Genomic DNA, 26793 nt, shown 5'->3' with positions numbered 1-26793 from the left:
GTTTACTGCATGATCGAAGACTTGACTATATGCGCCGCGCAGTAATTGCGGCATGCCCGAGTTATAACCTCCTGGACAATCTGCTCGAAGGGGGCCATCTTTACTGCGAAGAAGCCGAACTACGTGAAGCGATTGCGATTCAACTGTAGCTTCTGCACCGCGTGCTCTGGCCGAGAGCGGTGCACTGCCCGTAGATACGTCCTCAGAATCTCGTTCCCATTGAGCCCGGAGCGAGAACGTCCAATTTTGACCCTCACCACTGCAGTAGGCGTTCCGACGATCCCGTAGCCGTCGTTTTAGATCGTCTCAAGTCTGCAATTGCGTGAGTATCATCATCGGTATTCATGAACCAATATTCAGCCCGTGCTTCATCGTGGCACTATCAACATAGTTGCAGAGCGAAAGGTTACGCCCATAGAGAACTGCCAAGGTACTCGTTGCAGAAAATTTGTTGGTTGTTATCGCCCTCTTCAATAGCATCAGACCGAAACGAACCCTAAGTCGGCCAGGACGCAAGAATCTAGCCGTGATGTAAGTGTGTCCGTCCGAACGGCAATCGCACTTGGTAATAGAAGTTCAAAGGTTTCCTTTTTCATAAGCCTGGGGAAACATCTCAGGGCCCAAGCTGTTGCGTAAGTAAACACGGAGTATTTGCTTGTCTGCGCGAGTTCGACCGGAAGCTTCGCTGCAAAATTGAGACGCCTGGAGCGCCTTCTCCGGCTTGTCCCGCGCGACCGAACAGATCGCGGTGGAGAGGGTTTTCCAGCCGCCGACCTTAGTGATCTGTCCCGACGCCATGAAGTCCAGACAGCACCGCAAGACGACGGCAGCGCGGCCTGCCCGGTCGCTACCTTGAGCAGCTCGTGCAGACGTTTGACGGATAATCGTTCGAAGTTCCCACTGGCCGGCAGGAGTCTGAAGGTGAAAAGCGCTCGCCATGGACGATGTTATCGGCGACGTCAGCCCAAAAATGAAGGCAGGCGCCAGACGGTCTGGAGCCCTGCCCGAGCCGAGCGTCATCTTCATGGACGCGTTCGCCATCCGGCCCGGCATGAAGCAGATGGCGCGGCACGTGGCGGATGCTCTCGCGGTGCTCCATGGGGAAGCGCAGGTAGGTCGTCAGCTCTTTGATGTTATTGGTCAAAGCGCTGGGCCGCGGTGGGGTAGCGCTTGCCGTATGCCTCCGCGAACGCCTCCGCGCGCGATCGCCACGGCGCGCTCGCCGGGCGGCGCGTCGATCTTGCGAAGATGGCCCAAGGCCTTCCTGATCTCCTCCTTGGCCTCCTCGGGCACCTTGGGCGACTTCGTCGCAATCCGCATTGGCCAGGACGTTCCTTCCGGCATGCGCGAGACAGCGCTGGCGGAGGCTCTTGCCGAACACGTCGGTGAACGCGCGGATCAGACCAAGGGCGCCGTCGCAAATGCCGAGGAGCGGGGCGCGGGGACCTCGCTCTTTGAGCCCGCGCAGGAAGTCCCACAGGCCTCTTCGCTCTCGTCGTAGTCCACTCCGAGGCTCACCAGGACCTTCTTTCCGAGTTTCCGACGGCGGTGATGCGCTAGGCGGCGAGCACCGCCGGCGCTGTCGCTGTCGGGGTGCATTTTGAACCTGGTCGCGTCACAGAAGAGGTATTCGAGCGACACGCCCGAAAGGTCACGTTCCTGGAACGTAGAACTCGCTCTGGAGGCCTGGCGGATGGTCAAGGCCGTCGATCGGCTCGAATGCTATCCTCGGCATACGCTGCTGGGCGGCCGCCTTGTATCGGAGATCCAAGGCGGACATTTTGTCGATTATCGGCACGTCATACATGCCCTGCGCCGCAAGCCGATGGCGCTCGTCAATCTCGTTTATCGTGACCAGCTCTTCCCCGCGCACAGCTTACAAACGTCCGTTCGGAACCTTGCGGGACCTCGGTGATGACCAGCGCGCCTGCAATTGTCGGTCGAGCTTCTGGCGCTGGCCCACGAGCGAGCCTGCGATGCCGAGCTCGCCAAGGCGATCGCGATCGACGTCGATCCGGACAGCTACCCGATCTTGCAGTATTGCGCGATCGCTTCCGACCCGAGACGACCTCGATCCCGAATGTTGCAGTTAAGCTGGCGCCACTCCAGCATCGCGTCGATCCACTCCAGCCAGTGAGAGGCGGCATCACCAGCATCGCGCCGCGGATTCCAATATAGCGCGCATGTGAAGCCCCGGATCGTTAAAGGCAATTGGCACTATCGTTAGCCCATGGTCAAGCGGCTGTCGGATGGAACAGGCAGTTGGTCAACGGCCAATGCGTGCCGACCTTTCCGAACGCGCGTTACAACTTCAATGAGCGCGAACTCACGGCGACGCAAGCTCAGGATGCGTCGTGCCGCGGGCAGCCTACCGGGACGGCGTTCTCCCCATTGTGCAGCTCGGCCGCGAGGATGTCGTGCAAAAGGACGTCGAGATTTACGGCCGGGCATACCGACGGGCACGTAGCGGTCTGCTTCCGCAAGAAGAGCGACGCGTGATGACGGGTGACTTGATCCAAGTTCGCGGGTGACACGGACCACCCTGTGCTTGCCGCAAAAAGATGCCGTAACTTCCTGGATCGCTATTGTGATACGCAGCCCACGCTCTGCTGTACTGCCCATTTCCCACCGCCTTCGGCAGGCCGCGTGTGATGTTTATCGAATGAACTACGAGTAGTTCATGCGCGCCATGCACCGATTAACGTTTTTGCGAGCCACTCTCTGCCGTAGACTGTGGTTCGTTCAGGCGGTTAAGACTTGTTCATGTGACGAGTCGTGCAAATCCGTCGATAGTAAATGCGGACATCTGATGCTAGGGTATGCTGATCGCGATCCTGGCGGTGTAATGACCGGCGCCGCCATTGCACTCGATCGCGGCGCCAGGGCTATTAGGCGGCCGACGCTCTGATGCCGGAACCCAGCTTCTAGAGGGCGAACGCTGCACCGGACCGGCGAGCGGAAGACCAAGTCCGAAGAACTTCGGGCACGCGCTAACATCGAAGCCCAGGCAGAGGGCAATGACGCGCAGATGTGGCTCATCCACGACATGAGCCTGTATCAAGTGGTCCTCGAGTTGCGGGTTATTTTCAGTGAGCACCGTGTCTGTGCGCGCGGCCGTGAGATCTGAGCGTTAACGCGACGGCCAAATCTACGAGGTCTCTCCCACGGACTAGGTTTGCATCGCGCTCCGGGAAGCTCATGAGCCGGCCAGACGCGGACGGTCTCATGTGATCCGCACCACAGCCCCGCAAACCGGAAAGCAGATCAACCAGCCTGTTCTCTTTTGAGAATATCAGACCAATTCAACGCGCGCACAGGTCTACTTTGAAGCACGTCCCATTAAATGGCGTTCTATCCGGTAGAGTTGAAAAAATTCTGCACTGTATCGGGTCAAACAGGTCGTATATATCCTTGGGAAGCCTTGCCGAAGCGTCGAAAGGCTGGACGGCCTTCTTCTGAGCAGCACCTTGAAATCGAGAAGAACTTTTCGAATGGAATTGGCGATTGCCCATGCGCCCTTTGCGTCCTCAACTCTATCTGATTTGGTAGTTGTCCGATCTAGCCGGTGATTTAGTTCAATCCCAAGAGTCCGCACGACCTGGTGTTGCACGTGTAGCAGCGGACGCTTGGCGCACAGAAGCGTCGCATCCTCCAGTTCAGGTGAAGAATTTCGTCCTTGCAAGCGCCACGTTGCGGAAATTCGGCCAAGGAATCCCGTTTACTTCAGTACAACCCTCGGGGCGGCCATAAAAAGTCTGGGACTGAGGAGTTCACGCGCTTCACCTTAATCTGGAGGTCGATGACATGAAAAGGCAAGCATTCAGTGGGAAGATCGAGGAGGTCATCTACGCGCGACTCGAGGCAGGTGAAGATCTTCTTCGAGCCCTTTGGGACATCTGCAAACAATTCGATGTCAAGACAGGAATCCTTCTGGACGCGACCGGCTCGATGCAGAAGGTTAGGGTGCAGCGGTTTCCCCACCAGCCACGACCGGGGAATACCGGGATTGACTACGTTGAGATCCCTGGGCATCTGGAAGTGAGCGCGCATGGCATCATCGGGATGGGCTGGGTTCCGGACAAGTCGATTACACCCGAGAGCGTTAACAAGGCCGATCCTGGGCTTCTACAGGAGATCGACACCGGCTTTGGAGTTGCAGGCTTCGAAGGGCACGAGACCCCCTATTTCCACGTTCATATTACGGTGTCGAGTGCCTCGGAGACGGTCTGTGGACACCTCATGGAGGGGTCACCAATATCCAAAAACACTTGGAATGGCGAAGCTAAGGTACCTTCACACTTCACCGTCGCTATCGCAAAGGTTTCGGGGGTCATCTTGAGGGCTACTTGGGACAAGGCGGGCTACTATCACGACCTCGTACCGGAATAGCCGAATCGCTGGACAACAACACGGCGTAGCCTCCGCGGTGAATCACGACCATACGAGGAGAAAAAACTTACGCCGTGACCAGCAGCACAGTCGCAGCGCCTTTGCGCTGATCTGGTCCCATTAACCGAGTACGTCATCGGCCTGCGCCAGGACACGCAGCCGGTGATATGGCTCTCGACATGAATTCCGGAGGTGGTTGCGCCGGTCTTATAGGCCATATGTTGTATTTTTCTATGCCGGTACCGAAGCGGTATTGGCGGCGGCACCGCAACACGGATCCGGACCAAGCTTGCGTACTCGCCGAGAGATGCTCGCCATCTGCGCCGAACGCGAAACACTACTTTCCGCCGCACATTTTCTCCATCCGTATGCCACCAGAGTTCACAAGCGCAACCGTGAGTTCTCTTTCTAGAGTCTGCTGGGATTCATCGGGAGTCTGTCACGACGGCGGCCAGATGATCATGGTGTGAAGCTTCGATCTGATTTGTCTGCGCGCATCGCGATGCGCTTAAATTCCTTGAGCTTGCAGATGAAGTTTTCGATCAGATGCACCATTTGTCCGTTTCCTGATCGATGGCGATCGGTGTGGCGCGGCGCGAATGCTGTGAGATGATGGCCTTGGCGCCGCGTATGTCGAGTTCGGGGATAATGGCGTTGCTGCCGAACGACTTTGTCGGCGTTCCACCGCTCATCGAAGAAGCGGCCTTCGATGAGCGGCGCAACGCCGACTGTGTCGAAGCGCTGCCCGGGCAGCAGCACGAAACGTGCCACATTGCCGAGCGCATCGGTGAGCGCCAGGATTTTGGTGATCATGCCGCCTTTCGAACTTTCGAAAGCCGATGGCTTGGCTCTGAGTCCCCGCTTTTGCGCCCTGTCCTTGGTGGTGAAGCTTGACAATGGTGGCGTCGACCATGTCGTATTCCAGGCTCGGCTCGTCCCAGATCGCGCCGAACAGACGCTTCCACACATCCGCCTTCACCCAGTCGCAAAAACGTGTGTACACGCTATTCCAGTGGCCAAAGCGGGTGGCAGATCGCGCCATCGATTGGCCGTGCGGGCGATCCATAACACCACCTCGACAATAACACCACCTCGACAAACAGCCGATTGTCCTTGCCGGGGCGCTCGGCGCGCCGTGGCGCGGGTCGCGACCTCATAAAAGCCGGATTGAACGAAGCCGCGGAGTTTTGGGCTCTATGGGGTAGTGCGGCGGGGGCAATTGCGGGGAAGGCGCGCCAGTGGTCGCCACGCGTCGGCGAGACAATGATCGGATGTGAGGGGCTCGATTGGTCGGGCCAAGGGCGCGATGCAGCGAGGGATTTGCTGCGCTGGGTGCGTGGCCGAACGATTGGCGGATTGTTCTGTGACGAACGCGGCCACGGCAACGGCAACATCGAATGTAGCCATCGAGAAGGGGATCACAGAAGGGGAGAATGGTGCAGGCTCTAATCATGACGTGTCACAACGAAACGGATGGTCGCGCGCGCCGGCTCGCAGGACGACATCGACGCGCCCCATGGTGCCGCCGCAATCGGGCTGACGGGGATCTCGCATTTGACGAGTAGGGCGCCGCCGGCTTCTTGATCAGCCGGAGCGTTGCGGACGCCAAGGAGTTGACGGCAAAGGACGATTGTATCGGTGCGCCCGCCATGGCGAGGAAGCCATAGTGGCGGATGCGGTGAAAGCCGTCCGGCAGGGTGTGCAGGAGAAAGCGACGAATGAATCACCGGCATCAAGCGTCATCACCTTGGCTTTGCGATACTGCCGATAATCGTTCCTGGAAAAAGCTCACCTTACCGTCGGCTAGTGAGATCAGCCGACTGTTGGCGATGGCGACGCGATGCGTATAGCGGCCGAGATAAGCCAGCACCTGTTCGGGTCCGCCGAATGGCGGATTGGCGTAGACGATCCGGTCGGTCCGTCGGAGTTGATCGAGCCGCTGAGTGAAGGCGGCGAGATGGGCGAGATCACCAACGGCGGAGAGGCGCAGCTGGGCCATCGGAAAACCTCCTGTCTGAGGAGTTGGGCTCTGACAACCCTCGATCCTCTCAGATAGGAGGCGGCCGTTACTACTCTCCTCAAATGCCGCGCCAGCGGCTTCGTTCAGTCCTGAATCCCAACAGACCCTAGGCAGGCCTGCCAATAAAAGGCCGATCAATTGCGGATCGAACGCGAATCTCAGGAGCGTTGCATCTTCAAAGGGCCACCCCAGCAAGCCATCCAACTGCGATGCCGCCGATTGAACAGTTCTTGTCGAGCTTGCGAATAGCATGGAAAGAAGGAGCGGGACGCCCGACCGACAGGCCAATTGCGAAGCTGAAGCGAGAGCGACGACGCCCCGATCCGCTGGTCAAAGCCACGCCACAGCTGCGCGAATGGTTCGAGGCCGAGCCATGGCGGACCAGCAGCGAACTCCTGTCCAAGCTTCAGGCAGAAAACCCCGGGGTCTACCCGCGCAAAGTACTCCGAACCCTTCAACGTCGTCTCAAATTGTGGCGCAGCGAGCAAGCAAGCGCACTGGTGTTTGGCTCCGGGGAAAACGCGGCACAAAGCGATGTGATTGTCACATCACCGGAAAGTCCCCCCGCTGCTCGACGGAGCGTCGGTAGTCTAAGGTAGACCGGTGATCGACCGTGCTCAAGGCTGGCGCGATGCGCCACCGCCTTCGGCGGCTGGCGGCCTTGACCACGCCCGATCACCGGTCTGTTGGCTTGGCAAGCGCTCGGTCGAGGACCGAGCGCGACATCGGCGCGCTCGTAATGACGACCAGTTGTGAGACTGGCTTCTTCGCTCCCCTCGCTAGGGAGCAAAATAGATGAGGCAACAAGAGGTCTCTCGGGAACATCGCTAGATGCGGCAATACGGCTCCCCACCCGGATTGTCGCGCATATTTGAGGATCGACGTCGCCGGGTCCTGCGCGCCTTCCCGTTGCTTTGACTGGTTGGCCACGGTGCGAAGCTGCGTCATTTCAAGCGCCTTGAGCTGGACCTCGATCGCGGCGACCTTCTTGCGGAAATCCTTCCCGTCGATCAGCCGCTTCCATCGAGATCCTTGATGCGGAGGATGCGCTCCTTAGAATGACCGATACAGGCGATAGTCACGCGCCCGCGTTGCCAAAGTCGAGCTTGGCACAATCCCAGCCGCAGTTCTCTTCCTACGCGGTTGTCGACTGAAACACGCATATCGTCGAAGAATACCTGGCACAGTTGGAGATAGCCGTCGAACAACTGAATTGCTTGGACGTGACGCCGGAAGACGTCAAGTCGATTAGGAGGAAAGACGAAACCGTGCTGCGCTTCGTCCAGCCCAAGGTCAGCGCTTGATGTCCTCAGTAGAGGTCGGCGGCCTGAAGCAATACCAAGTCGCGGGGAGGCTCCAGCGTATCCCGCCTTGTCAAAGGCGGCTTTGCCACGCGCAGAGAAGCGTCGCGCTCAGCGAAGATTGCGTGCGTAGAGCTCCGAAAGCTTGGCCCAACCGCGCTCAGCCGCCTCAGCGTCGTAGACGGGCATGTCTGGCTTCATCCAGCCGTGCGCCTTTCCCGCGTAAAGCTCGCTAGTGTAGTTGACGCCAGCAGCATCCATGGCCGCGTCGAAAAGCTTCGCCATTTCAGGAGGATAGCTGCCGTCGTTGTCGGCGACGGCGAGATAGACCTCGCCCTTAATCTTGGCCACCTGCAGGTGCGGGCTATCGGGCAAGTCCGTGGCCAAATTTCCACCGTGGAAACTGGCGGCTGCGGCGATCCGGTCCGGATAGAAGGCGGCAGCGGTCAGCGCCATGCCGCCGCCCATGCAGAAGCCAACCGTACCCACCTTGTCGCCGGCCACGTCTTGGCGGCTCTCGAGATAGGCGAGGAAGGCGACGGTGTCCTCGCCGGCCTTGTGGTTGTCGGTGCCGCCCATCAGCGGGCCAACGATGGCGCCGAAGTCGCCCTGAAGCACTTCCTTCGGATCCAGGGGACCATAGGCGCCATGGCGATAGTAGAGGTCGGGCAGGAGCACCACGTACCCCAGGTCCGCCAGGTGCTGCGCCATCTGCTTCATGCCGGGCCGGATGCCAAACGCGTCCATGTAGAAGATAACGCTTGGCCAGGGCCCCAGACCCCCGGGCTTGAAGACCCATGCCTGGCAAAGGCCATTCTTCGCTTTGATGCCGACCTGTTCCTGGCTCATGAATGCACTCCCATGCTCGCCCCGTTCGTCGGTCCTGCCTCAGCAGCAGCGTTGGACTAAAAAAAGCATAAGTAAGCAGGCCGGCGAGCACAACGGACTCCAGGAGAAATGGACCCGGCGCGAAAACCTCATAGAGGCTCACCGCGAACGGCGCGAAAAGCACATTCACGCCGTTGACCGCCCCGATAGCTCCGGCCACGCCGGCCTGCTCCTTCATCGGAACGGGAAGGGACGCGCCGACGATGAAGCCCGGTCGGGCCAAAGAGAAGCCGAGGCTAGCCAGGCCATACCCCACGATAGCGGTGGCATAATCTGGCGAGAGCGCGACCAAGACGGTGCCGAGTGACGCCAGTCCGGCACCCCATCGCAGGAGCGCCTTCGGGGTCATGCGGAAAACTGGGATGAGGCCCCAGAGCGCAAGCAAACTCGCGACGGCCCCGACCACCATCGCAATCTCGATATGACCTTGGGCGATGCGCAGCAAGGCCGGGGATGGGAGCTCAGGTAGCGCTTTGCTCGTTTGATTGATGATCAGGAAACCCAACGTCTGTGCCAGCGCATTCTGGCAGACTAAGAGCAGAAAGCCGTAAGCGATGAAGGGGGCAAAGTTGGAGTGGAGCCACAGCGGTTTATGCGTCGCCTTATCACTCCGGAGCGGCGGCTTCGTCACCAAGGTCGGCGCCTCATCTAGATAACACGCGACGATGATCAGCATTGTCGTGGCGATCAAGGCAAACGCGTACAGCGGTCCTGCGAATCCAAAGACGCCAACGATGAAGAGAGGCGCCGCCACTGGGCCAACCACGGTGCCAAGGCTGGATGCCCCAGCGATGCTCAACATCCACCGCGTGCGCTCGGCGGGGCAGGTGCGCTCCGCGATATAGGTTTGACTCGCCGGGCTGGTGGCAGAGCCGAAGAGCCCATAGATCGCGCGACAGACCAGGAAAAATCCGAAAACCATCGTCGGAGTTGCCAAGTGGGTCAAGCCGGCGCTCACCACTAGGCCACAAAGCATCATGGACGCCGCAAATCCAGCAAGGCCGACGATCATGAGCGGCTTACGACCTCGAGGATCCGATTGATGAGCCCAAAACTGTGAGGAGGCAGCCCATAACAGGGAGGAGAGCGAGAAAATGGCCGCCACCATCGAGTCTGCAATGCCAATCGAGCGGCCAATCAACGGAAGCACCGACAGCAACCCCGTGTTACCCATCGCTGTCGCAATAGAAACGGAGAAGATGATGGCGAAGGCGCGGCGCGAAAGCCTGGGCACATCGGACATGTGACGTTCTTGCTAACGGAACCAGCGGCTGGAACCTAGCCGTAGTCCGCCTTCCTTCAAAAGTGATGCATCTGGCCCTGCAATCCGTACCGGTCCCTGACCGGCAGCCTTCGAGATGCAAAGTCTATCCGAGCTTGCGGCAGAATTTTCGTAATAATCGGCCTGTCCCTGCAGGAGTTCGGCGTTTTCACCGCGAACTCCGACGGAAATTATGCGATGAGCGATCATCGCGGGCCTCCGCATGTAAGAGCCGCGAAGGAGGAAGCGAGCTGATTGAGCGCTAGTGTCTCGCAACGCGAGCATCTGGAAGGCAAGCCGCATCTCCTAGCCTAGCCCCTCCGCGTCCAGGACCTCTACCGCCATGTTGTCGGCGGCTACAGCGGCCAGCGACTTGTCATGAACCCACTCGGCGCACGTGTAACCGAGACCGGACTGTATCCCATAAGCTGTCACGGTGCCCATTTTGCAGTGAATCACAGCATCTGGCCGGTTATACCAGGAGATTGTCACCCGCGCCGACGCTTGCGACCTTCTCGCAGGCGGCGTTCAGATCGTTGACTGCGATCGCGTAGTCCAGTCTTGAGTTTGACCCGGTTCAGGAGATTCGCGATATCAGAATTGAGTTGGGAAGGGCGCGCGGTTGAAGCTGCGGCGAAAAAGATTTCACCGGGCAATATCCTCGTTAGAGAACATGCATGAGCAGCTAATGCTCGCAAGACGACAGCGAGACGTGCAGACTGTGCCGGCAATCAACGAAGAATTTTATTTCATAATCTATTAATCATCAGACTTGCCTGATGGTTTGTAGACCTGATCGAAAATCTGTGGGTTCAGATAGACCCGCTTCTCACGTTGCACGATTTCAATGAATCCGCAACGGCGAAGGATCGATCCTCGTCGATCGATATTGGCGAGCCTGGCGGCAAGAGATGTGCAGACGCACGTGATCGCTCTGGATTTGGCTGCCGTGAAGCACGAGCATTCGTGTGCCATATCCTACGCGGGCTTGAGCGAGGCGCAAGTGGCTTAGATGCTCGGTGCATCGCAATAGCCAACGCAGGAGAACGGGGCTCTTTTGGTCTGCGCGGCCGAAGGATATTCTATAGGACAGAGTCACGAAGCAGCCCTGCCAGCTATGAAGCCAGTGGGCACTTCTCTGTTGCGCGGCACAGGGAGGCGAACTGGGGCATCATGGCAGCACAACGATCAGGTCGAGGCCATGTTCGTCCCCTTTAGGGAAGAAGACGCGGAGTTGAACGTCTTGAAGCCGCATCTGCAAAGCCCTGAATTTACGTTGCTTGAGCGCCAGACAAGCCAACCACCCGCCCGAAGCTGCGCCGCGAGTAGCACAGGGTCATCACGAGTAGGCGCGGGCGGCGGTAAGCTCCCCTACCTCCGCGACCGCCGGCTATCCGAGTGAAGGTGCCCGCCAATACGTTTGATTTCGCCCGCTCAGCCTGTGAACCGCATCGGGCATGGATCGAACAGCAGGTCCGCCTGAAGCGCAATGCGCAGGCGATCTATCAAGATCCGGTTGATCAGTTCGAGGCTCTCGAGCGCGTCGATCAAGCACCCAACTCACGCTGCTTCTGACGCAGGATCATCCAATGATCCGTCCCGCGGATGAATACGGCGAGCTCTTTCGCCTCGGCGCCTAGAACCGTGCCAGCAACGAGAGCCGGCCCATCAAAATGGCGATGGTCAGCCCGCACCAAACCGCGCTCGCGTCGTCTCCGCAACCCCATCCAGATTCGACGACGCGAGGGCTCCCCCCGAGATCTTGATTGCCGATCAACTCTGCGTTTCAACCACCACAGGAATGACCATGACTTGCCAGAAATCGATCGCTGCCGCGACAGTTGCGGATATCTGGCATACCCGACACGCTCGAGACCCGTGTCCTGCAGGCCCAGGGCGCCAGCCAACCGTTCCTCGATACCTTCTGCCCGCTCCTGCCGGACGAACTCGATTGTCGTCAGTCCCGTCTGATCGATCGCCGCTACCAGCAATCTAGGCTTGAAGAGAAGTTCACGCTCGCGGAGTTCGACTTGTCCCCCTTCGAACCCAAACTGCCGTGTCAGGCCTGCTTCTAGCTGCATGCGCTGATGTTTATCGCCGTCGGCGAAAACGCTTGTTCATTGGCAAACCCGGCACTGGAGAATCGCACGTGGTCAACCCTGACGAAGCTGGCGCTTTGATGCAGAATCTAATCAACGCTACAAATTGCACCGAAGCGTCATCGTCATGTCTAATCGCGTCGTGCAGGATTGGGACGCTTATATCCGCGACAACACCATGAGCACGACGATCCTTGACCGCTCATGCACCATTGCCATCTCCTCGAGTTCGACGGACGCAGCTACCGCCTGAAGGAAGCCGCCGAAGCCCTTGCACGCAAACCCAGTCAACTTCCCCATTTTAGTCCGGCGAAGTACTCCTCAGATACACCTGCGCTGGAGACATGCCGACGAGTTCCTTGTAGCGGCGAGCATCGGTCGCGCTCTCGGTATTGATCAGGAAGACTCGAGCATCTCGTCCAAGACCCACCTTGTCCCGCAAGGGCTGGTCGGAAGCTACCTTCAGTAAGTCCGCTTGTATGACGGGGTGCACGTGAGGCCCGCAAGTCCGTGCTTAGCTGTGCATATGCCGTGGAGCCTGGGAAGCCGCGCCCACCCAGCACCGAAGAGAGGTTGAGGATAGACCCCCGCCATTCGAAATGATTTCAGGGATCTGATACTTGAGGCGGTAGAAAAGTGACGGCAAATTGATGTTATTATCGTAAGGCCGTCAAGATCATGCTCCGCAAAGTATTCTCCGGTACTGCTGATGCCGGCGCTGTTCGCAGCCAAATGCAGGCCGCCGAACCGAGCGACCGTGGCTTCCATCTCTTTTGGTAAGTCAACATCAATGACTATCGACGAGGCCCGCAATCTCGCATCAACGAGCGCTGTCGCCCCAGCCGAGGCGCCTTTTTCGTCTCGGTGAGATCCAGATTCTCGCCCCTGCTGCGATCGGGATCATTGCCGCTCCAGCAGATCCTACACGCGATACGACGCGCTCATATCAACGCCGGCATCCGCGATCACTCGAAAAGCCTTGCCGGAAAGAATCTCTAAGCCTCCGCTCGCTGACGTCGCCAAAGCTGTTTATTGCCCGGGTCCGGCATCACCATCGCCGGCACAAAGCCGGCCCGAAGCTCATCATCGCAACTCGCCCGTGGCCCAAACGATCGCTGCCAAGTCAGCAGCAGCGAGCGTGAGATGCCGTATCGTCGCGCCGTTGACGAGACGGCGCGCGGGGCCGGCAAACTCTCCAGAACGATCTTGAGCTTCTCATCATCGGTCGACTGGCGGTGCCGGCCCGTCTCAACAACCTCGATCAATCTGAGCATTGCACTTATTGCTGTCCATAAGCGCTGTTACACAGCACTCGCCCTTACCCGACAAGGCGGCCATCACCGGAGGGAGGCCCTCAACTCTATCTGATTTGGTAGCTGTCCTAGCGATATAGCCGGTGGTTTAGTTCAATTCCAGCAGTCCACACGGCCCGGTGCTTTGCTCGTGTGATCCCAGAAGCGACGCTTGATCGCAAGGAGCGTTGAATTCACCTTCAGGCGAAGACTTTTGTCCTTGCGAAGCGCCACATTGCGGAATTCCTTAAGCGATCCCGTAGTGTTTCCGCTGAACCCTCGGCGGCTATCCAGAGTCCGGTGTTACCTTCATCATTTGGAGATCTACCACATGAGGAAAACGCTCAGTGGTAAAATCGAGGAGGTCATCTATGCTCAGCCAGGCGAAGACCACCTTCGAGCCCTTTGGGACATCTGCAAAACACACGATGTAAAGACCGGGCTCCTTCTGGACGCGACCGGCACGATGGACACGGTTAGGGTACAGCGGTTTCCCCACGAACCACGATCAGGAAGTGCTGGGATTGACATGGTTCAGATCCCTGGGCAGCTAGAGGTGAGCGCGCATGGCATCATCGGGATGGGCTGGATGCCGGACAAGTCGGCGACAATTCCGGGAAGGATTTGACAGTGAAATCGACACAGGCTTCGGTGCGGCAGGCTTCGTGGGACATGAGACCCCCTATTTCCACGTGCATATTACGGTGACGAGCGCCTCGCAGACTATCTGTGGGCACCTCATGGAAGGTTCACCGATCTGCCGCAATAGTTGGACCGGGGAAGTTAAAGTACCCACGCACTTCACGGTCGCTATCGCAAAAGTTTCCGGGGTCATCTTAAGAGCGAGCTTGGACAAGAGCGGCTACTATCATGACCTTGTACCGGCATAGGCGCGTCTTGACAATGCTGCAAAACACGCTGCGAAGACTGACGCCACAGCTCCGCAAGGGACCAAAAAATGCGCGCGCATTTATTCATTGTCCGCCCTTTTCTTGAGCCCATGCTACCGTCTGGTGACGTCACCTAATCAAATGTTTCTTTTCAATACTGAAGTGATTCATGCGCGTCCCAACCCGATACGAAAAGACCGCCCGGATTACTTCTCCGTCGTCGCTATCGCCGCGACTTTCATTTGGCAAGGGTAGGTGTGTCCACACGAGCTAGCGTCCCACACCACCTAGAGTAGGTAGTGCCTCGATCCTTGTTAATGATCTACGATCGACCCTTAACGTGTGGGGACACAGTTATAACGATAGGACAAAATGCAGCCATGGCAAGCCTAGACAATCGGTTCGCGACGTCCCCTACAAAACTGACACAGAGCCAGCTGCAAGAGCGCGTCGCAGAAGCGTTGCGCAAAATCGAGGAGCAAGAATCCAGTTATGAGACTGTCACGATCGGACAATTGATCTCAATGCGGGCGAGAACGCATCACTCAACGACCGCAGTCGACGTCTTCGAGCGCGGTGAGCGCGCGACCTACTCCGAGATGGACCTGGCGTCCAACAGATATGCACATGCGCTTCGTTCATTGGGCGTACGCAAGTGCGATCGCATCGGGGTGATGCTCTCCAACCGCATCGAATTCCCGATCCTATGGTTCGCGATTGCCAAGCTGGGTGCGGTGATGGTTCCGATCGACATCCGCTATACGCCGAGGGAGATCGAACACGTTCTCAGCGATACACAGGCCAAATTCGCGGTCGTCGAGGAGTCCGCATGGACTGTGTTCTCGGCTATTGAGCCTTGGCCGCAGCGCCTGGGCAAGGAGCGAGTACTCCTCGTAGGGCAGCTTTCCGACCGGACAGCCATTACCCTCGACGAATTGGTCAAGGGCGTCGAGGACTCTCCGGTTGAGGAGGATATCCGGGCCGACGATCTGTTGGACATTCAATTTACATCGGGGACAACGGGCTTTCCAAAGGGCTGCATGTTGACGCACGACTACTGGGGAGTGAGCTCGTACCAAGCGGCGTGCATGGACGGGCAACCGTACCGGCGATATCTGACTCCAAATGCGTTCTCCTATGGCGATGCGAAACAGGCTCTGCTGAAGTCGTACCGACAGGGCGGCACGCTCTACCTAGCTGCGTCCTTGAGCCCGACACGCTTCATCAGTTCGTTGAAGCAACACCGCATCGAGTGGTGCCATTTTCGAGAGCCGGTAGCGCGCCACGCCGAGTCGGTCGGCGAAGACGGAGGCACAAGCCTAAAGCAGGCCCTGACGTGGGGCTTCAGTCCTGATACGGTACGGAAATTCCGGAGGCGCTTTCGGGTGCGAACGCAGGATGCGTTTGGAATGACGGAAATCGGTTTTGGCACACAAATGCCGAACGATCTTGATGAGATGGCCGACTCCGGTTCGGTAGGGATTCGCGCCCAGTTTCGGAACCTGCGACTGATGAATGACAATGGCACACCCACCCCAGTCGGCGAAGTCGGCGAGCTGTGGGTGAGTGGTCGGGCAATCTTCAAGGGCTATTGGAATAGACCGGAGGCGAATGCTAGCTCCTTCGAAGGTGAGTGGTTCAAGACGGGCGACCTGCTGCGGCGCGATGAGTTTGGCTTTCATTGGCTGGTAGGGCGCAAGAAAGACGTTATCCGACGTTCGGGCGACAACATCGCTGCGCGGGAGGTGGAGGCTGTCGTCCGCGAGATTCCCGACATTGCAGATGTGGCCGCCGTGCCCGTTCGCGATGCCGAGCGTGGCGAGGAGGTCAAGATCTACGTGGAGCTGAGAGAAGGTGTCATACCAGACGATATGCTCGTGCAGCGCATTGTCGAACATGCCCGCTCCAATCTTGCTGTGTACAAGATGCCGCGTTACATCACGTTTACTCCGGTGCTTCCTAGGACCAGCGCCAGCAATAAAGTACTCAAACGTAAGCTAATAGCCGTGAGCGATCCGCTTGCCGGCACCTACGACAATGAGGAGAAGCGCTGGCGCTGAAAGCCAATCTTTCATTTTCGTTTCCCGTACGCCGCAGCCGCTAGTCCGGTATCTCTGGCGATCCATAGGACCACAAGAATGGCCGTGCCGGGATCGGCTCGACATTAGTGCCCAGGAAGTAGTCGACTGTGAAGAGTCCTGTTTTCACGTGGGATTGAGCCGCGGCCTGGGGAAGAGAGCGGCGAGGATTTGGTGCAACAAAGGCCTGAACCAGCGGAGGAGACGGCGGAAAAATGGGGCGTGGCCGGTAAGGGAATAAGCCCAATCATGAACAATGGAGCGCCCCATGGTAAAAGCAGATGATCTGAGCAGGTCGCAGACTCTGCTGGAGCAGAATAGCACGCTGATCGCTGTCATCGAGATGAGCCCCTCGAGCTGGCTCGTCGCTGGAATCGTACCCCGGCTGGCCTCGTCATCCATTGAAGAAAGTTGGCGCCGACGCAGACACGCTGCTCCTGTTGCTACACCGCTGGCGTGAAGAGGCGGCAAGTGTGCGCACGCGATTGCGCGCATAGCGTTGCCTTTGAGGCTGGCCGCGACGGTTTTTGGCTGGCGCGTTGGCTGTGGGCCCGTGGCGTCGAGCCCTTCATCATCCACTCTACGAGCGCCGCGGTGTCACGCGAGCACCGACGGGCCAAAACCGACCGGCTCGACACCGAGCCTTTGAAGCGCGCTTCCTTGGGGTGGCTGCGCGGCGAACCGAAACATGGCCAAATGGCAGCAATCTCTCGAGGAAGAGATGCCCGGCGTCCCGCGAACGAGAGAACGTGGTCAGCCAACAAGCCGGCATTGTCAATCGAACGAAGGCATGTCTCATTTGCGTGGGTATTCGCAATTTCAAGCCGACGCTGCGTCATGCGACAGAGCGGCTCGAGACGCTGCGAACGCCGGAAGGGGGGCCTCTGCCGCCCAACACTGTCGCCCAGATGCGCCGGGACATTTGGAGCAGATCAGGGACATCGAGGTGGCTCGATTACAGCGTTTGCAGGTTCCCGATAGCGGAGAGCACGCGATGGTCAAATTGCTAGCGCGGATCATCGGCGTTGGAATCGAAACAGAGTATATGCTCGTGAGACCCTTTCCAGGCAATTGCGAGATCGTAGACGGTCGCGCGTTACGCGGGCTACTGGCGCGCCCGACGAGAGCGGCAAGCGAAGACGAGAGAGGGGCCTTGTGCGCCCCGCATTCGCCAAGTCCGGCGTGGGATGATCCAGCTGGCCTGGCGCTTCTCTTTTCAGAAGGACAGCGCATTGGCCCAATGGTTCCGCGCGCGAACCTTCAGCGAAGCCTTCAACGGTCGCTTCCGGGCCGAATGCCTCAGCGCCCACTGGTTCCTCAGCCTTGCGGACGCCCAGGAAAAGGTGGAGACTTGGCGCAGATACCACAATGAAGAACGTCCCCATGGGGCAATCGGCAACAGACCGCCGATTTTTCTGCATAACCGCGATGGCGCCACCAGCCCGCCACCGTGAACGCAAGGCAAAACTCTAGTGCTGGGTGGTCCAAACTTCGGTCTCGCTGCAGTGGAGAGCAGAACCCTAACTCAAAACCGGGGGCGTTTCAGGGGAGCAGGTCAAAAGAGATAGCCTGGCGCCACAGGGCTGGGTCAAATGATGCTCGAGGCAATTTCATGATTTCTGAGCGCGTGCCGCATCGGGCCATCCATTAGCTCGATCGTCGGAGCTACTAAATCTTGATTATAGCGAGCAGCACCCTGATTTTCCCCGTACATAGATCGAAAATCTAGACCGTAGACTGGCTTTATCGATTCTATAAAACACTGTCCTGCCCCAATCTTGAATGTCACTTCGCCGGCAATTCTTCGATTTGCTACATTAGCAAACTCGTCGATGCAATATACAACAGGATCTGCTCTACCGGACACTATACACTGAACCCAGCGCGTCTCAAGGTATCGCTTTGTTGATAGCTCAATCGGGGTCAACGAAGCATGTTCGAGAATTTTATGTGCCCTGATTATCAATGTCGCAGCAGGCGATTCATGGATTTCGCGAACCTTCACACCTGACGCTCGCTCTTCCAAGTGATCGTGCAGACCGATGCCATGGCCTCCGACGAACGTGTTCAGCTTTATGATGGCCTGCACAATGTCCGTGACTTCAGCTATTCCATTTTCGTCGCCAAGCTCGACACGCGCCGGAAGACCTGCGTCGAATTCAATCGACACGCGCCCATAGCCGTTTGAAGGTGGGAGCTTCACCCATGCAAGAGCCTCGGAAGGGAGCGAAAAGGTCAAGTCGTCGAGCGAACCCGCCTCAATCTCCCTCCCCCACATATTCTCATCTACACTGTAAGGACTCTTTCGAGTGGCAGATACCGGGATGTTATGTTTCTGCGCGAACTCGATCTCCCGATCTCGATCGAGCTGGTTATTGCGGATAGGGGCGAGGATCTTCACGCCTTCCAGGCGCGACAATAGCGCATTATCGAACCGAAATGAATCGTTCCCTCGGCCCGTCGCTCCGTGGGCGACAATCCTCAACTTTCTCTGCTTTGCGATCTCTACCGCGCAATCGCTTACGATCTGTCGGCTCAACGAAGATGCCAGAGGATGCTCATCAAAATAGCAGGCATTAAGCCGAATAGCTTTTGTAATATACTTGGTGTAAAATTCCGATTTTACATCTTTAAAAATATACTCTGCACCAAGATTGACAGCCTTTCTACCAATTTCTTTAAAATCTTCACTTTGGCCGACGTCGCAAGTTAATGCAATTACCGATACTTTGAATTCCTCCTGAATATATTTGATGCAACATGACGTATCCAGCCCGCCAGAATACAGCAGAAGGCATGTCGCACCGTCGGACACATCTGCTGGTTTTAGGATATAGTCTGCTAAGTATGCTTGCGAACCCATCCCGAAGAAATCGCTACTACTGGCAGATATGTTCATTGCTGCTCCTTTGAGATCGCGTCAGAGGGTTAGCGCACAAACTATACGGGAGCGGAATTCTCGAAAACTACCAGGATGGGTGGCTGGGCGCTCGCTGTGCCTGAGCCTGAAAAACATTCAGCGTACCGCGCGAAGCTATTGCTGGAAGTTGGTGACGGCGCTGAATCGCGAAGACGGCATATCGTGGGGGTGCTGGACGCCTCCACTTCTCCACCGAGGTCCAAAGATAACATTATCAAGCTGCTTCAACCAGGAACCGTCGAGATCAACTCACCGAAATCTTGCGCAATGGAGCGTGTACTTTGCTGACCCAGGCGGTCGAGGCCGAGGTCGCGGACTTTCTCGCCAATTTAAAGGCTGCGGACGGCCACCAGCGCGTCGTCCGCCAGGGTCACCTGCCGGAACGGGAGGTGATGACCGGTATCGGTCCGGTCACCCTGCGCCAGCCGCGTGTACGCGATCGCTAGGCAGACGCGACCGACCCCGACCGCATCCGGTTCTCTCCGTCGATCCTGCCGCCCTACATGCACCTCTCAAAATCGATTGAGATGCTGCTGCCGATCCTTTACCTGAAAGGCATCTCCACCGAGGACTTCTCCAGGCGCTGGCCGCGCTGCTCGGCAAGGATGCTGCCGGCTGCGGGCATCCTCCGTCGCCCGCCTGAAGGACGGTTGGCTCGACGAACACACTGCGTGGCAGAGGCGCGATCTGTCAGTAAAGCCCTACGTCTACGTCTGGGCCGATGGCATCCATCAAGGACGCCTCGAAGACGAAAGGCAATCCATCCTGGTGCTGATCGGCGCGACGGCGGAAGAAGGAAATGGTTGGCTTCACCGATGGCGCCTGCGAGAGCGCGCAGGACTGACGCGATTTGCTGCTCGATCTCAAGCGGCGGGGCTTGACATGCCGCCGCGGCTCGCCATCGCCGATGGCGCACTCGGGTTCTGGAAAGCCGTCGGCGAGGTTTGGCCGAAAATGCCCGAGCAGCGCTGTTGGGTGCACAAGACCCTCAACGTCCTGGACAAGTCCCGCTCTCGGTGCAGGCCAACATTAAAAAGGACCTGCGCTAGGTCTATTGGTCGCCGAACCGCGCGGCCGCCGAAGCAGCGATCGACGTCTTCGCACAGAAATACCGCGCCAAGTACGGCCGGGCGCTCGAATGCCTCGAACGATCGCGATGCTCTGCTGGCCTTCTGCGACTTTCGCGCAGAGCATTGGGATCACCTGCGCACGACGGATGAGATGGACAAGCGATTTCTTTGTGGCCGAGGCGACGGTTGCGAAGATCGCCGCCAGTTCTTTCTTTTGTTCGGTCGCGCTGCGGACCATTCTTCCGTCCCGGCCACCATTCCGGCACCTGTTGAGCAGCCAACCACGCCCGACCGCAAGCGTTGAACATATCGGCGTGCGGGCACTCTGGATCAGGTGCGCATGCAGGATCGAAGGCACCTCGTTCTTGAGACGCGTACGATGCCGCACGACTTGGTAGCGCCGCGCCACCAGCTCGCGCGTTGACGCCGGCACACTCGCCAATCTGCGGCGGGCGGCATACCTGCCGCAGATCTGGACGCCTGACACGGAGACCGAACGCAAGCGCGATCTCGCAGCCGCCCGATGCAGGGACGGTCGAAGCTGGCCCCATTGCGGCCACCGCATGGCTTCGCCTTGACCTGCCCGAGCACGACGGCACGCTGGCGTGAAACGGGACTGGGTTCCTGGACTGGCTAGACCTAGCCGTCAGCCGCCACTGGTTGTTGGGGCGCCTCGTGGCGACGCGTCAAGCGTCGGCTGCAAGCCGTTACCGGAGTGCCCATTTTGTCCTGCCGGACTGAGGCGCCGGCGCGCCGGGTTCTCGTCGCCGCGCTTTCATTGCCACACGAACCGTTCATAGCTTTGCTCCGCTTGGGCGGCAATCAAGATCTCGCGATCGCGCAGTACCGTGATGTTGTAGGCATAGGCTGGTCCGCGGCTGCTACCTTTCTGTTGTGGATGTCCGGCTTGAAGTTGCATCGCGCGGCTCTTGTTGGCAACCAGCGCTAGGCGCGCCCACAGGTAATCCTCGCGCTTCGTCAGCAAATGCCTGCAGAGCTCAGTGAGCTTGCGAAGCCACGGCCACCGCTGTGATCTGATGGTCGCGCCGCCTCGGATGCTGTGACCCGCATGTGGGAGCCTGCACTCCTCCCAAAACACCGCCACCCCAATAATTCGGGGGACTTCGATGCCAGTCACTAGTCGCATTCGCACCTCCTGCTTGAACTACGGGAGTAGCGGGCGACACGACAACTACGGATTCGCGCTCCCAGGGCAACCGGGCGAGCCGCAGAGGCGGCCAGCTACTAACGCGAGCTCTATGCATCGGCCTGCCCGAATATCGTGCTCCCGGTTTCTCTGTCCCGATGGTCGCACCATACGCTACGATAAAAAAGCAGCAGCGGAAGGTCGGCACCGAGAAATCTCATACGGCTTACCAATCCGATTGAAAGCACCTTCGCTACCGTGCGCCGCCCCACGATCCGATCGAAGCATTGTCTTTCCGACAGGACAGCGCTAGCCTTGGTCTTCAAACTGCTCAAGGCCGCGCAGAAAAGCTGGCCTCGTCTCGATGCCAGAACCAGCTGCCACAACTCATTCTTGGTGTGACATTCAGCGATGGGGTCGAGATCATCGCCAAACCGAAAGACCGTCAGCCCACAAGCGCCGCCGCCCGACCAGCCGGGCCGTGACCAAAAAATTTGCGATGCCTCCCGATTCGATGTCGTGATCTCATTGCTCATGCAAAATAGAGAACCAGCTTCGGGTTTCCCTTTACCTCGACGTTTGAGTGAGACGCTGGATGGTGAAATTCGTCGAAAACGACCCGCTCGACGCGTAATTTAAGCGTCACCGTCGAACCTAATGCAACAACCAGCATCGATATCTTGATACAATTAGACGACTCTGCGCGCGGTTTTCTGATTGCAGCCAGACAGCGTGTACTCAGGCCACGTTGAAATGAATTGCCAGCCTCAGACGGGGAGGCGAAGGGCGGAAGGTATGGAGCGATGCAGAGGTCGCCGAAATGACCGGGCTGAGCACTAAGACGCGAGATTGCTTCAACAAGAGGCACATATGACGGACATCAAGAGTCAGCTCCTTCTTCGCTTGTCCGAACGTGAAAGCGAAATGGTGGATTTTCTACGTCGGTTGATCCGCATACCGACTCCAAATCCTCCAGGCGATACAAAAGCTGCTATGGCTTTGATCGTGCAGTTCCTCTCAGACCGCGGCATAGCTCACGAAATTATCGCGCCGATTTCGAAGATGCCCAACCTAGTTGCACAGTTCGCAGGGGATCGAGATGGCGCGAGGCTCGTCATGAATGGCCATGTCGATGTCTTTCCCGCCGGCGATCCTGCTAAATGGACTCGCGATCCCTGGCGGGCGACCGAAGAGAATGGCTGCATTCACGGCCGGGGAGCGTGCGACATGAAGTCAGGCACAACAGCGCTGTTATTTGCTTTTGTAGAGCTGTTCGCGTTGCGCCATCATCTAAGAGGCTCTCTTGTTCTCACAATCGTATCTGATGAGGAGACCTTTGGTCCGTGGGGCGCTCGATACCTCGTTAAACATAGGAAAGATATTCTTGGGGATTGTCTACTTAACGCTGAACCAACTAGCCCATACGCGTTGCGTTTTGGCGAGAAGGGCCGACTGTGGCTTCAGTTCCGTGTTCGCACTCCGGGAGCTCATGGTGCGTACGTTCATCTGAGTCGGAATGCCGTGGCTGTCGCTGCGGAAGTGATCGCAAGTCTTCGTTCGCTACAAGAGATCAGAAGTCCGGTGAACAGCCCACTTACGGTCACACTGCAAAAGCACGCCGCTGCTATCGACAAGGCTTATGGGGTCGGGGCATCGAAGATCATTTCCTCCACTACTGTAAATGTCGGGCCGATCAGAGGCGGGGTGAAGATCAATATGATACCCTCCGAATGCGATTTTGAAGTCGACATACGCGTGCCGCCTGGTGTTCCACATGTGGCGATCATGGACCGCCTGACGTCCATTATGGCAACGTTCCGTGAGGCCGAATTCAGTGTCCTTGACCAAGATGAAGCGAGCACCTCTCCACCGGACCATCCGATGATTGATGCTTTGATCAAGAACTCGAAGCAGGTATCCAACATCGAGCCTAAACCGATTATCGCATTGGGCGGATGTGACGCTCGCCTCTGGCGATATGCGGGCATTCCAGCATTTGTATATGGACCATCACCCACCGGGATGGGCACTGTAGATGAAGTTGTGCGGATTGATGAGTTTATGCACATAGCGAAAACGCATGCCTTGGCAGCGTTTGACTATCTTTCGAGCTGATGGACAATGCCAAACTGAGACGGCAATCGTCGTCTCGTCAGCATGCGGGCACTTCTGATTGTATCAGGCCGGCCGTCGCGGCGTATGGGGGCAACTGTGGTATTCGATACGATTGCGAGCAGTTTCGCTCACGCCGAATAACGCGGCCGGCAATCAGGATGGACGCCAGCGCGCGCTTCGGGTTTTGCGGCCGCGATGATCCCGATCCGGAGCGTGGAATGCGGATCGCCACAGGCCGTACGCACATGAACTGCGATCACAATGTCTTTTGTCTATCCGTCGTCGGTCCCGTCGTGGGATTGGTAGGAATCGAAGACGGCGCGGTCTCCAAATCGATCGATGTCGAATCATCCGACGTTGGAGCGCCGGACCGGAGAACACACCTTGAGCAGCAATATCATGAAGTCGAACTCCCCGCAGTGTGAAGGAGTCCCCAGCTTTTCGACGATTGGTTCAATCCGATTGGAACCGCTGTGCAGGAACGAGCGCGGGAATCTATTTAAGAATTGATCCGGGGGAGCTTGAGGCGGGCCTGGCCCTCCGCGCTACGAACGCAGCAAGAAGGTCGGCCATGAGAGAAAGCCCGGCATGACTGGTCATCCGCACGGCAGCCGGCCGCGGTCGCTGATCGGCAGCGTCGGGCCGATTGAGATCGCGATCCCGCGCGCGGTGCTCAACACGGCCGATGGCCAGACCACCCAGGAGCCAGTCGCTGTGAGCCTAGCAGCGTCGCACGCTGACCGCCGACGCGCTGATCGCCAGCTGTTACCTGGCCGGCGACCAACGCGCGCCATCTGCGCCGGGTGCTCAGCGCTCTGTTCGGTATCCGTCCGGTGAACTTTCAATTATCCACAAATTCTCCTCCGACCATAGCGCCCAGCGCGATGTCGGTGAGGCGTGACAGCCGGCGCCACATGACGGTATTGCCGGGCGGCGGATCGCTGGCGACGGCGAGATAGCGGCCGAGCCGGGCGATCTTGATCAGATAGTGCGAGAGCGTTTTCTGGCTTGCTTTTGGTTTGTCGTTGACGAGGCGCTCGAGCACGCCGATTTCAGTCGCAGTCAATGCGAGGGTTGGCGGTGCGTCTGGGGCGAAACGGTTGAGCATCGTCATCCAGAAGACCCGCCAACTCAGGATGCAAAAGAGCGAGATCAGATTGGTCAGACGCTGGGCGGGTCCTGAGCTTCGACTCCTCAGCTTTGCAGCCCGACTTGAGGATCTTATGGAAGCACCTCGATCTTCCATCTCAAAAGCATAGCATTCGAGCTTCTCAATCGCCTCGGTGCGGGAACCAACAGTCAGGTCGTTGAGCGGCTTCCAATCGATCTTCCTTCTGTTTTTTCGGCGTCCCACCCTCTCTGGGATGGATCACTGTCAGGGTCGGAGCGGGATAGCGATTCTGCTTTCCGATCGGCGGCAGGACGCGTATCTTGCGATACCTGATCTCAAGAACGGCCTGGTCGGGATCGCCGTTGCTGTCTCTGACTTCGATGCAATGGAACCCTTTGGCGGCGACCTCGTCCATTTCGTCGACGATCGTGTGATTCCCGTCTTCAGCCAAGCGGTCGACGCAGGTCCTGATCAGGAAATGAGTTCTGCAGAAAAGCTCGTAGATATCACTTCGCGATCACCGATATGGATGCATCGTCCGGAATGATCTAAGAGTTGCATAGACTGCTTGAGATTTTCTAACCATCGGACGCTTTCCTTTTTCTCGATGGGAATCCGGGTCGGATTGATGTCACGGCGGTGGAAATTGGTAGAAAGGCCCATTGTACCTGCCTCCAGTTCTCTTTAAATGGGTACGACATGGAGAGCATCGCAGCGACAGGGATGATCTCAACATGATAAGGCTGTAGGTGTAAACGGTCGGCGACGGCCTTGCCTTCTTCGGAGAACTGTTTGCCGTTCAGCAGATCGAGATCGCTCAAGGTAACCTTGCCTTTGAACCGCGCTGAGACCAGTTCGATCAAGAAAACAGTGATCTTTGCTCTGCTCCCTCGCATCCCGGCAGCAGGGATTTCAGCAGGGTGGGCGTACAGTATCGTCCTGAGCCGTCTCGGGGGAGCAGCAAGCTGAATTTCCCCCGTCGTCGCAAGCAAAGTCTCCGAATGCGTGAAGGAAGCATTGAGCAATGACGTTGAGGAAGGCTTGGCATCGGACCCTTTGGCCTCTACTCCAGAGAGTCCGGACAGGACTTCTTCGATTCAAGCCGGATCATTCCGGGACTGGCGCGAACACTCTGGCGATCTAGATTGAAAGATCGCCGACGATCTCGGCGCGCGAAGCGGCCCTCACCCCGGCCAGCGGCTTCGCCAGCTCCTTGTTGAATTCGAGCTGCATTGATCGCGCGATCTGGATCCGCTGCGCTTGCGGCGATCCGGCGCCATGCATGGACTCCGTTAAATAGCCGACGGCGTTCCTGCCTAACGTCATGTTCTCCACCAGACGAAGATGCGGATCCTGTCCTCCGTCGCCACCTCGGGTCGTCCTTTCAGATACTTCTCCAAGATCGGACCGATGGTTTCGTGCCGCAGCTCCCGCTCCGAAGGCAGCGTCACCATCAGTCCTCCGGCAAGACCCTGCGCCAGCCGCCCGATCTCGTATGGCAGCTTGGTCACATGATGCTTGCAGACGTTCGCGAGCATTTCGTCCGGCAGGTACGCTCCTGAATTTATCGCAATTCCCTGATGGCTCGCCGCAATGCCGGCGCCGTAGATCGTCTCATTGAGTTGTGTCATCTCAACCAACTTGTCGCGGACATGGGAGGCGCGCTCGACGCCGTTGTAGTCTGCAATCGTCGCCGCCGCACCGATCAGCACGTCACCCACGCCTGTCTTGCAGACGTAACTGCGGCGATGGTAGCAGGTGAAACGTTCGACCAGCGTGGAGGCAAATTCGAACTCTCCGTCGAGAAAGACGAATTATCGCGGTATGAACACGTCCTCGAAAACGATCATCGCCTCCTGACCGGAAAAACGTGCATTGCCGCGTCAATATCGCCGCGTTCGGCGCTGCGGGTGTCGCAGGATTGCCGGCCGTAGATGTAGGTGATTCCCTTGGCGTCGACCGGTATCGCGCCAACGACGGCATAATCCTTGTCCGCAGCGTCCAGCCGCATTGTCGGCATCACGATCAGCCAATGCGAGTTGAGACAGCCGGTCTGGTGAGCCTTCGCTCCGCTGACATAAACTCCTTCCGCCGTCCGGCGGGTGGCGTGGACGAGCAGGTCTGGATCCGCCTGCTACGAGGCTTTCTGTTCGGAGTGGGCTCAAAATCGGCATGGCCACAATCAGTGGTCGCGGTTTCTTTGGTCCTCTCA

18 protein-coding genes and 10 pseudogenes are annotated in these 26793 nt (G+C 58.0%); 16 read left to right on the top strand and 12 right to left on the bottom strand.

The genetic code is table 11. The features are described from left to right. Nucleotides 1-576: 576 nt before the first annotated feature. Nucleotides 577-1026, bottom strand: coding sequence for a hypothetical protein (locus IVA95_RS28640; protein ID WP_247513521.1), 450 nt, complete (start codon nt 1024-1026; stop codon nt 577-579). On the opposite strand from IVA95_RS28640, the gene IVA95_RS28635 reads away from it, so the two are divergent. The 3 genes and pseudogenes from IVA95_RS28635 to IVA95_RS28625 all read left to right on the top strand — a co-directional run bounded on the left by IVA95_RS28635 (nt 1025) and on the right by IVA95_RS28625 (nt 4389). Further along, the gene (locus IVA95_RS28635; protein WP_247513520.1) at nt 1025-1501 is read left to right on the top strand and encodes a hypothetical protein; all 477 of its coding nucleotides are present in this window, start codon (nt 1025-1027) and stop codon (nt 1499-1501) included. The genes IVA95_RS28640 and IVA95_RS28635 overlap by 2 nt on opposite strands. A 282-nt stretch (nt 1502-1783) precedes the next feature. Further along, nucleotides 1784-2178 (top strand): annotated as a pseudogene (locus tag IVA95_RS28630) (hypothetical protein); the annotation flags it as partial. Nucleotides 2179-3804: 1626 nt separating this feature from the next. Then, nucleotides 3805-4389 (top strand): DUF296 domain-containing protein, encoded by a 585-nt coding sequence (locus tag IVA95_RS28625; protein ID WP_247513519.1) that lies wholly within the window; start codon nt 3805-3807, stop codon nt 4387-4389. Nucleotides 4390-4848: 459 nt separating this feature from the next. On the opposite strand, the gene IVA95_RS28620 is transcribed toward IVA95_RS28625, so the two are convergent. After that, entirely contained in the window at nt 4849-5202 is a 354-nt protein-coding gene (locus tag IVA95_RS28620) for a hypothetical protein (RefSeq protein WP_247513518.1), read from the bottom strand. A gap of 847 nt (nt 5203-6049) precedes the next feature. Beyond that, nucleotides 6050-6361: pseudogene (locus IVA95_RS28615) on the bottom strand (transposase); the annotation flags it as partial. Between the two features lie 236 nt (nt 6362-6597). On the opposite strand from IVA95_RS28615, the pseudogene IVA95_RS28610 reads away from it, so the two are divergent. Next, nucleotides 6598-7008 (top strand): annotated as a pseudogene (locus IVA95_RS28610) (hypothetical protein); the annotation flags it as partial. An 813-nt stretch (nt 7009-7821) separates the two neighbouring features. Here IVA95_RS28610 and IVA95_RS28605 read toward each other — a convergent pair. Then, nucleotides 7822-8559, bottom strand: a complete 738-nt coding sequence (locus tag IVA95_RS28605; protein WP_247513517.1) for a dienelactone hydrolase family protein — start codon at nt 8557-8559, stop codon at nt 7822-7824. A 1133-nt stretch (nt 8560-9692) separates the two neighbouring features. Here IVA95_RS28605 and IVA95_RS28600 point away from each other — a divergent pair. The 3 genes from IVA95_RS28600 (at nt 9693) to IVA95_RS38940 (ending at nt 12211) form a co-directional block, all read left to right on the top strand. Further along, nucleotides 9693-9845, top strand: a complete 153-nt coding sequence (locus IVA95_RS28600; protein WP_247513516.1) for a hypothetical protein — start codon at nt 9693-9695, stop codon at nt 9843-9845. Between the two features lie 1412 nt (nt 9846-11257). Further along, entirely contained in the window at nt 11258-11434 is a 177-nt protein-coding gene (locus tag IVA95_RS28595) for a hypothetical protein (RefSeq protein ID WP_247513694.1), read from the top strand. 651 nt (nt 11435-12085) lie between these two features. Beyond that, a complete protein-coding gene (locus IVA95_RS38940) occupies nt 12086-12211 on the top strand; it encodes a hypothetical protein (protein ID WP_276577726.1) in 126 nt (41 codons plus the stop codon). A 742-nt stretch (nt 12212-12953) separates the two neighbouring features. On the opposite strand, the gene IVA95_RS28585 is transcribed toward IVA95_RS38940, so the two are convergent. Further along, a complete protein-coding gene (locus tag IVA95_RS28585) occupies nt 12954-13232 on the bottom strand; it encodes a transposase (RefSeq protein WP_247513515.1) in 279 nt (92 codons plus the stop codon). A gap of 349 nt (nt 13233-13581) precedes the next feature. Here IVA95_RS28585 and IVA95_RS28580 point away from each other — a divergent pair, with 349 nt between their 5' ends. The 3 genes and pseudogenes from IVA95_RS28580 to IVA95_RS28570 all read left to right on the top strand — a co-directional run. Then, nucleotides 13582-13878: a hypothetical protein gene (locus tag IVA95_RS28580; protein ID WP_247513514.1), complete on the top strand. Its 297-nt coding sequence runs from the start codon at nt 13582-13584 to the stop codon at nt 13876-13878. A 642-nt stretch (nt 13879-14520) separates the two neighbouring features. Then, nucleotides 14521-16200: a class I adenylate-forming enzyme family protein gene (locus IVA95_RS28575; RefSeq protein WP_247513513.1), complete on the top strand. Its 1680-nt coding sequence runs from the start codon at nt 14521-14523 to the stop codon at nt 16198-16200. A 1277-nt stretch (nt 16201-17477) separates the two neighbouring features. Then, nucleotides 17478-17672: pseudogene (locus tag IVA95_RS28570) on the top strand (transposase); the annotation flags it as partial. 134 nt (nt 17673-17806) lie between these two features. Here IVA95_RS28570 and argG read toward each other — a convergent pair. After that, on the bottom strand, nt 17807-19117 hold the full coding sequence (gene argG / locus IVA95_RS28565; protein ID WP_247513512.1) for an argininosuccinate synthase: 1311 nt from the start codon (nt 19115-19117) through the stop codon (nt 17807-17809). A gap of 302 nt (nt 19118-19419) precedes the next feature. Between argG and IVA95_RS28560 the strand changes: the two genes are divergently transcribed. Both IVA95_RS28560 and IVA95_RS28555 read left to right on the top strand, forming a co-directional pair. After that, entirely contained in the window at nt 19420-19584 is a 165-nt protein-coding gene (locus IVA95_RS28560) for a hypothetical protein (RefSeq protein WP_247513511.1), read from the top strand. 169 nt (nt 19585-19753) lie between these two features. Continuing rightward, nucleotides 19754-20512, top strand: a complete 759-nt coding sequence (locus IVA95_RS28555) for a transposase (RefSeq protein WP_256470311.1) — start codon at nt 19754-19756, stop codon at nt 20510-20512. Here IVA95_RS28555 and IVA95_RS28550 read toward each other — a convergent pair. After that, nucleotides 20469-20617 (bottom strand): annotated as a pseudogene (locus IVA95_RS28550) (IS110 family transposase); the annotation flags it as partial. The gene IVA95_RS28555 and the pseudogene IVA95_RS28550 overlap by 44 nt on opposite strands. A 366-nt stretch (nt 20618-20983) precedes the next feature. After that, the gene (locus IVA95_RS28545) at nt 20984-21355 is read right to left on the bottom strand and encodes a hypothetical protein (RefSeq protein WP_247513510.1); all 372 of its coding nucleotides are present in this window, start codon (nt 21353-21355) and stop codon (nt 20984-20986) included. 219 nt (nt 21356-21574) lie between these two features. Here IVA95_RS28545 and IVA95_RS28540 point away from each other — a divergent pair. From IVA95_RS28540 to IVA95_RS39155, 4 genes and pseudogenes are all read left to right on the top strand, one after another. Further along, nucleotides 21575-21840 (top strand): annotated as a pseudogene (locus IVA95_RS28540) (IS256 family transposase); the annotation flags it as partial. Nucleotides 21841-22225: 385 nt separating this feature from the next. Beyond that, the gene (locus tag IVA95_RS28535) at nt 22226-23470 is read left to right on the top strand and encodes an ArgE/DapE family deacylase (RefSeq protein ID WP_247513509.1); all 1245 of its coding nucleotides are present in this window, start codon (nt 22226-22228) and stop codon (nt 23468-23470) included. 158 nt (nt 23471-23628) lie between these two features. Continuing rightward, nucleotides 23629-23895 (top strand): hypothetical protein, encoded by a 267-nt coding sequence (locus IVA95_RS28530; RefSeq protein ID WP_247513508.1) that lies wholly within the window; start codon nt 23629-23631, stop codon nt 23893-23895. Between the two features lie 12 nt (nt 23896-23907). Beyond that, a pseudogene (locus tag IVA95_RS39155) lies at nt 23908-24191 on the top strand (IS256 family transposase); the annotation flags it as partial. A gap of 120 nt (nt 24192-24311) precedes the next feature. Here IVA95_RS39155 and IVA95_RS28525 read toward each other — a convergent pair. The 4 genes and pseudogenes from IVA95_RS28525 to IVA95_RS28510 form a co-directional block, all read right to left on the bottom strand. Further along, complete coding sequence (locus tag IVA95_RS28525) at nt 24312-24824, bottom strand: hypothetical protein (RefSeq protein WP_247513507.1); 513 nt, start codon at nt 24822-24824, stop codon at nt 24312-24314. 527 nt (nt 24825-25351) lie between these two features. Then, nucleotides 25352-25432, bottom strand: a pseudogene (locus IVA95_RS39150) (carbon monoxide dehydrogenase); the annotation flags it as partial. Between the two features lie 289 nt (nt 25433-25721). After that, nucleotides 25722-26302, bottom strand: a pseudogene (locus IVA95_RS28515) (4-hydroxyphenylacetate 3-hydroxylase C-terminal domain-containing protein). A 125-nt stretch (nt 26303-26427) separates the two neighbouring features. Further along, nucleotides 26428-26703 (bottom strand): annotated as a pseudogene (locus IVA95_RS28510) (4-hydroxyphenylacetate 3-hydroxylase N-terminal domain-containing protein); the annotation flags it as partial. Nucleotides 26704-26793: the final 90 nt, after the last annotated feature.

This window comes from Bradyrhizobium sp. 157, assembly GCF_023073815.1.
GTDB lineage: Bacteria > Pseudomonadota > Alphaproteobacteria > Rhizobiales > Xanthobacteraceae > Bradyrhizobium.
Note: the sequence above shows the minus strand (reverse complement) of the source record. Positions and strands in the feature narration are given on the sequence as shown.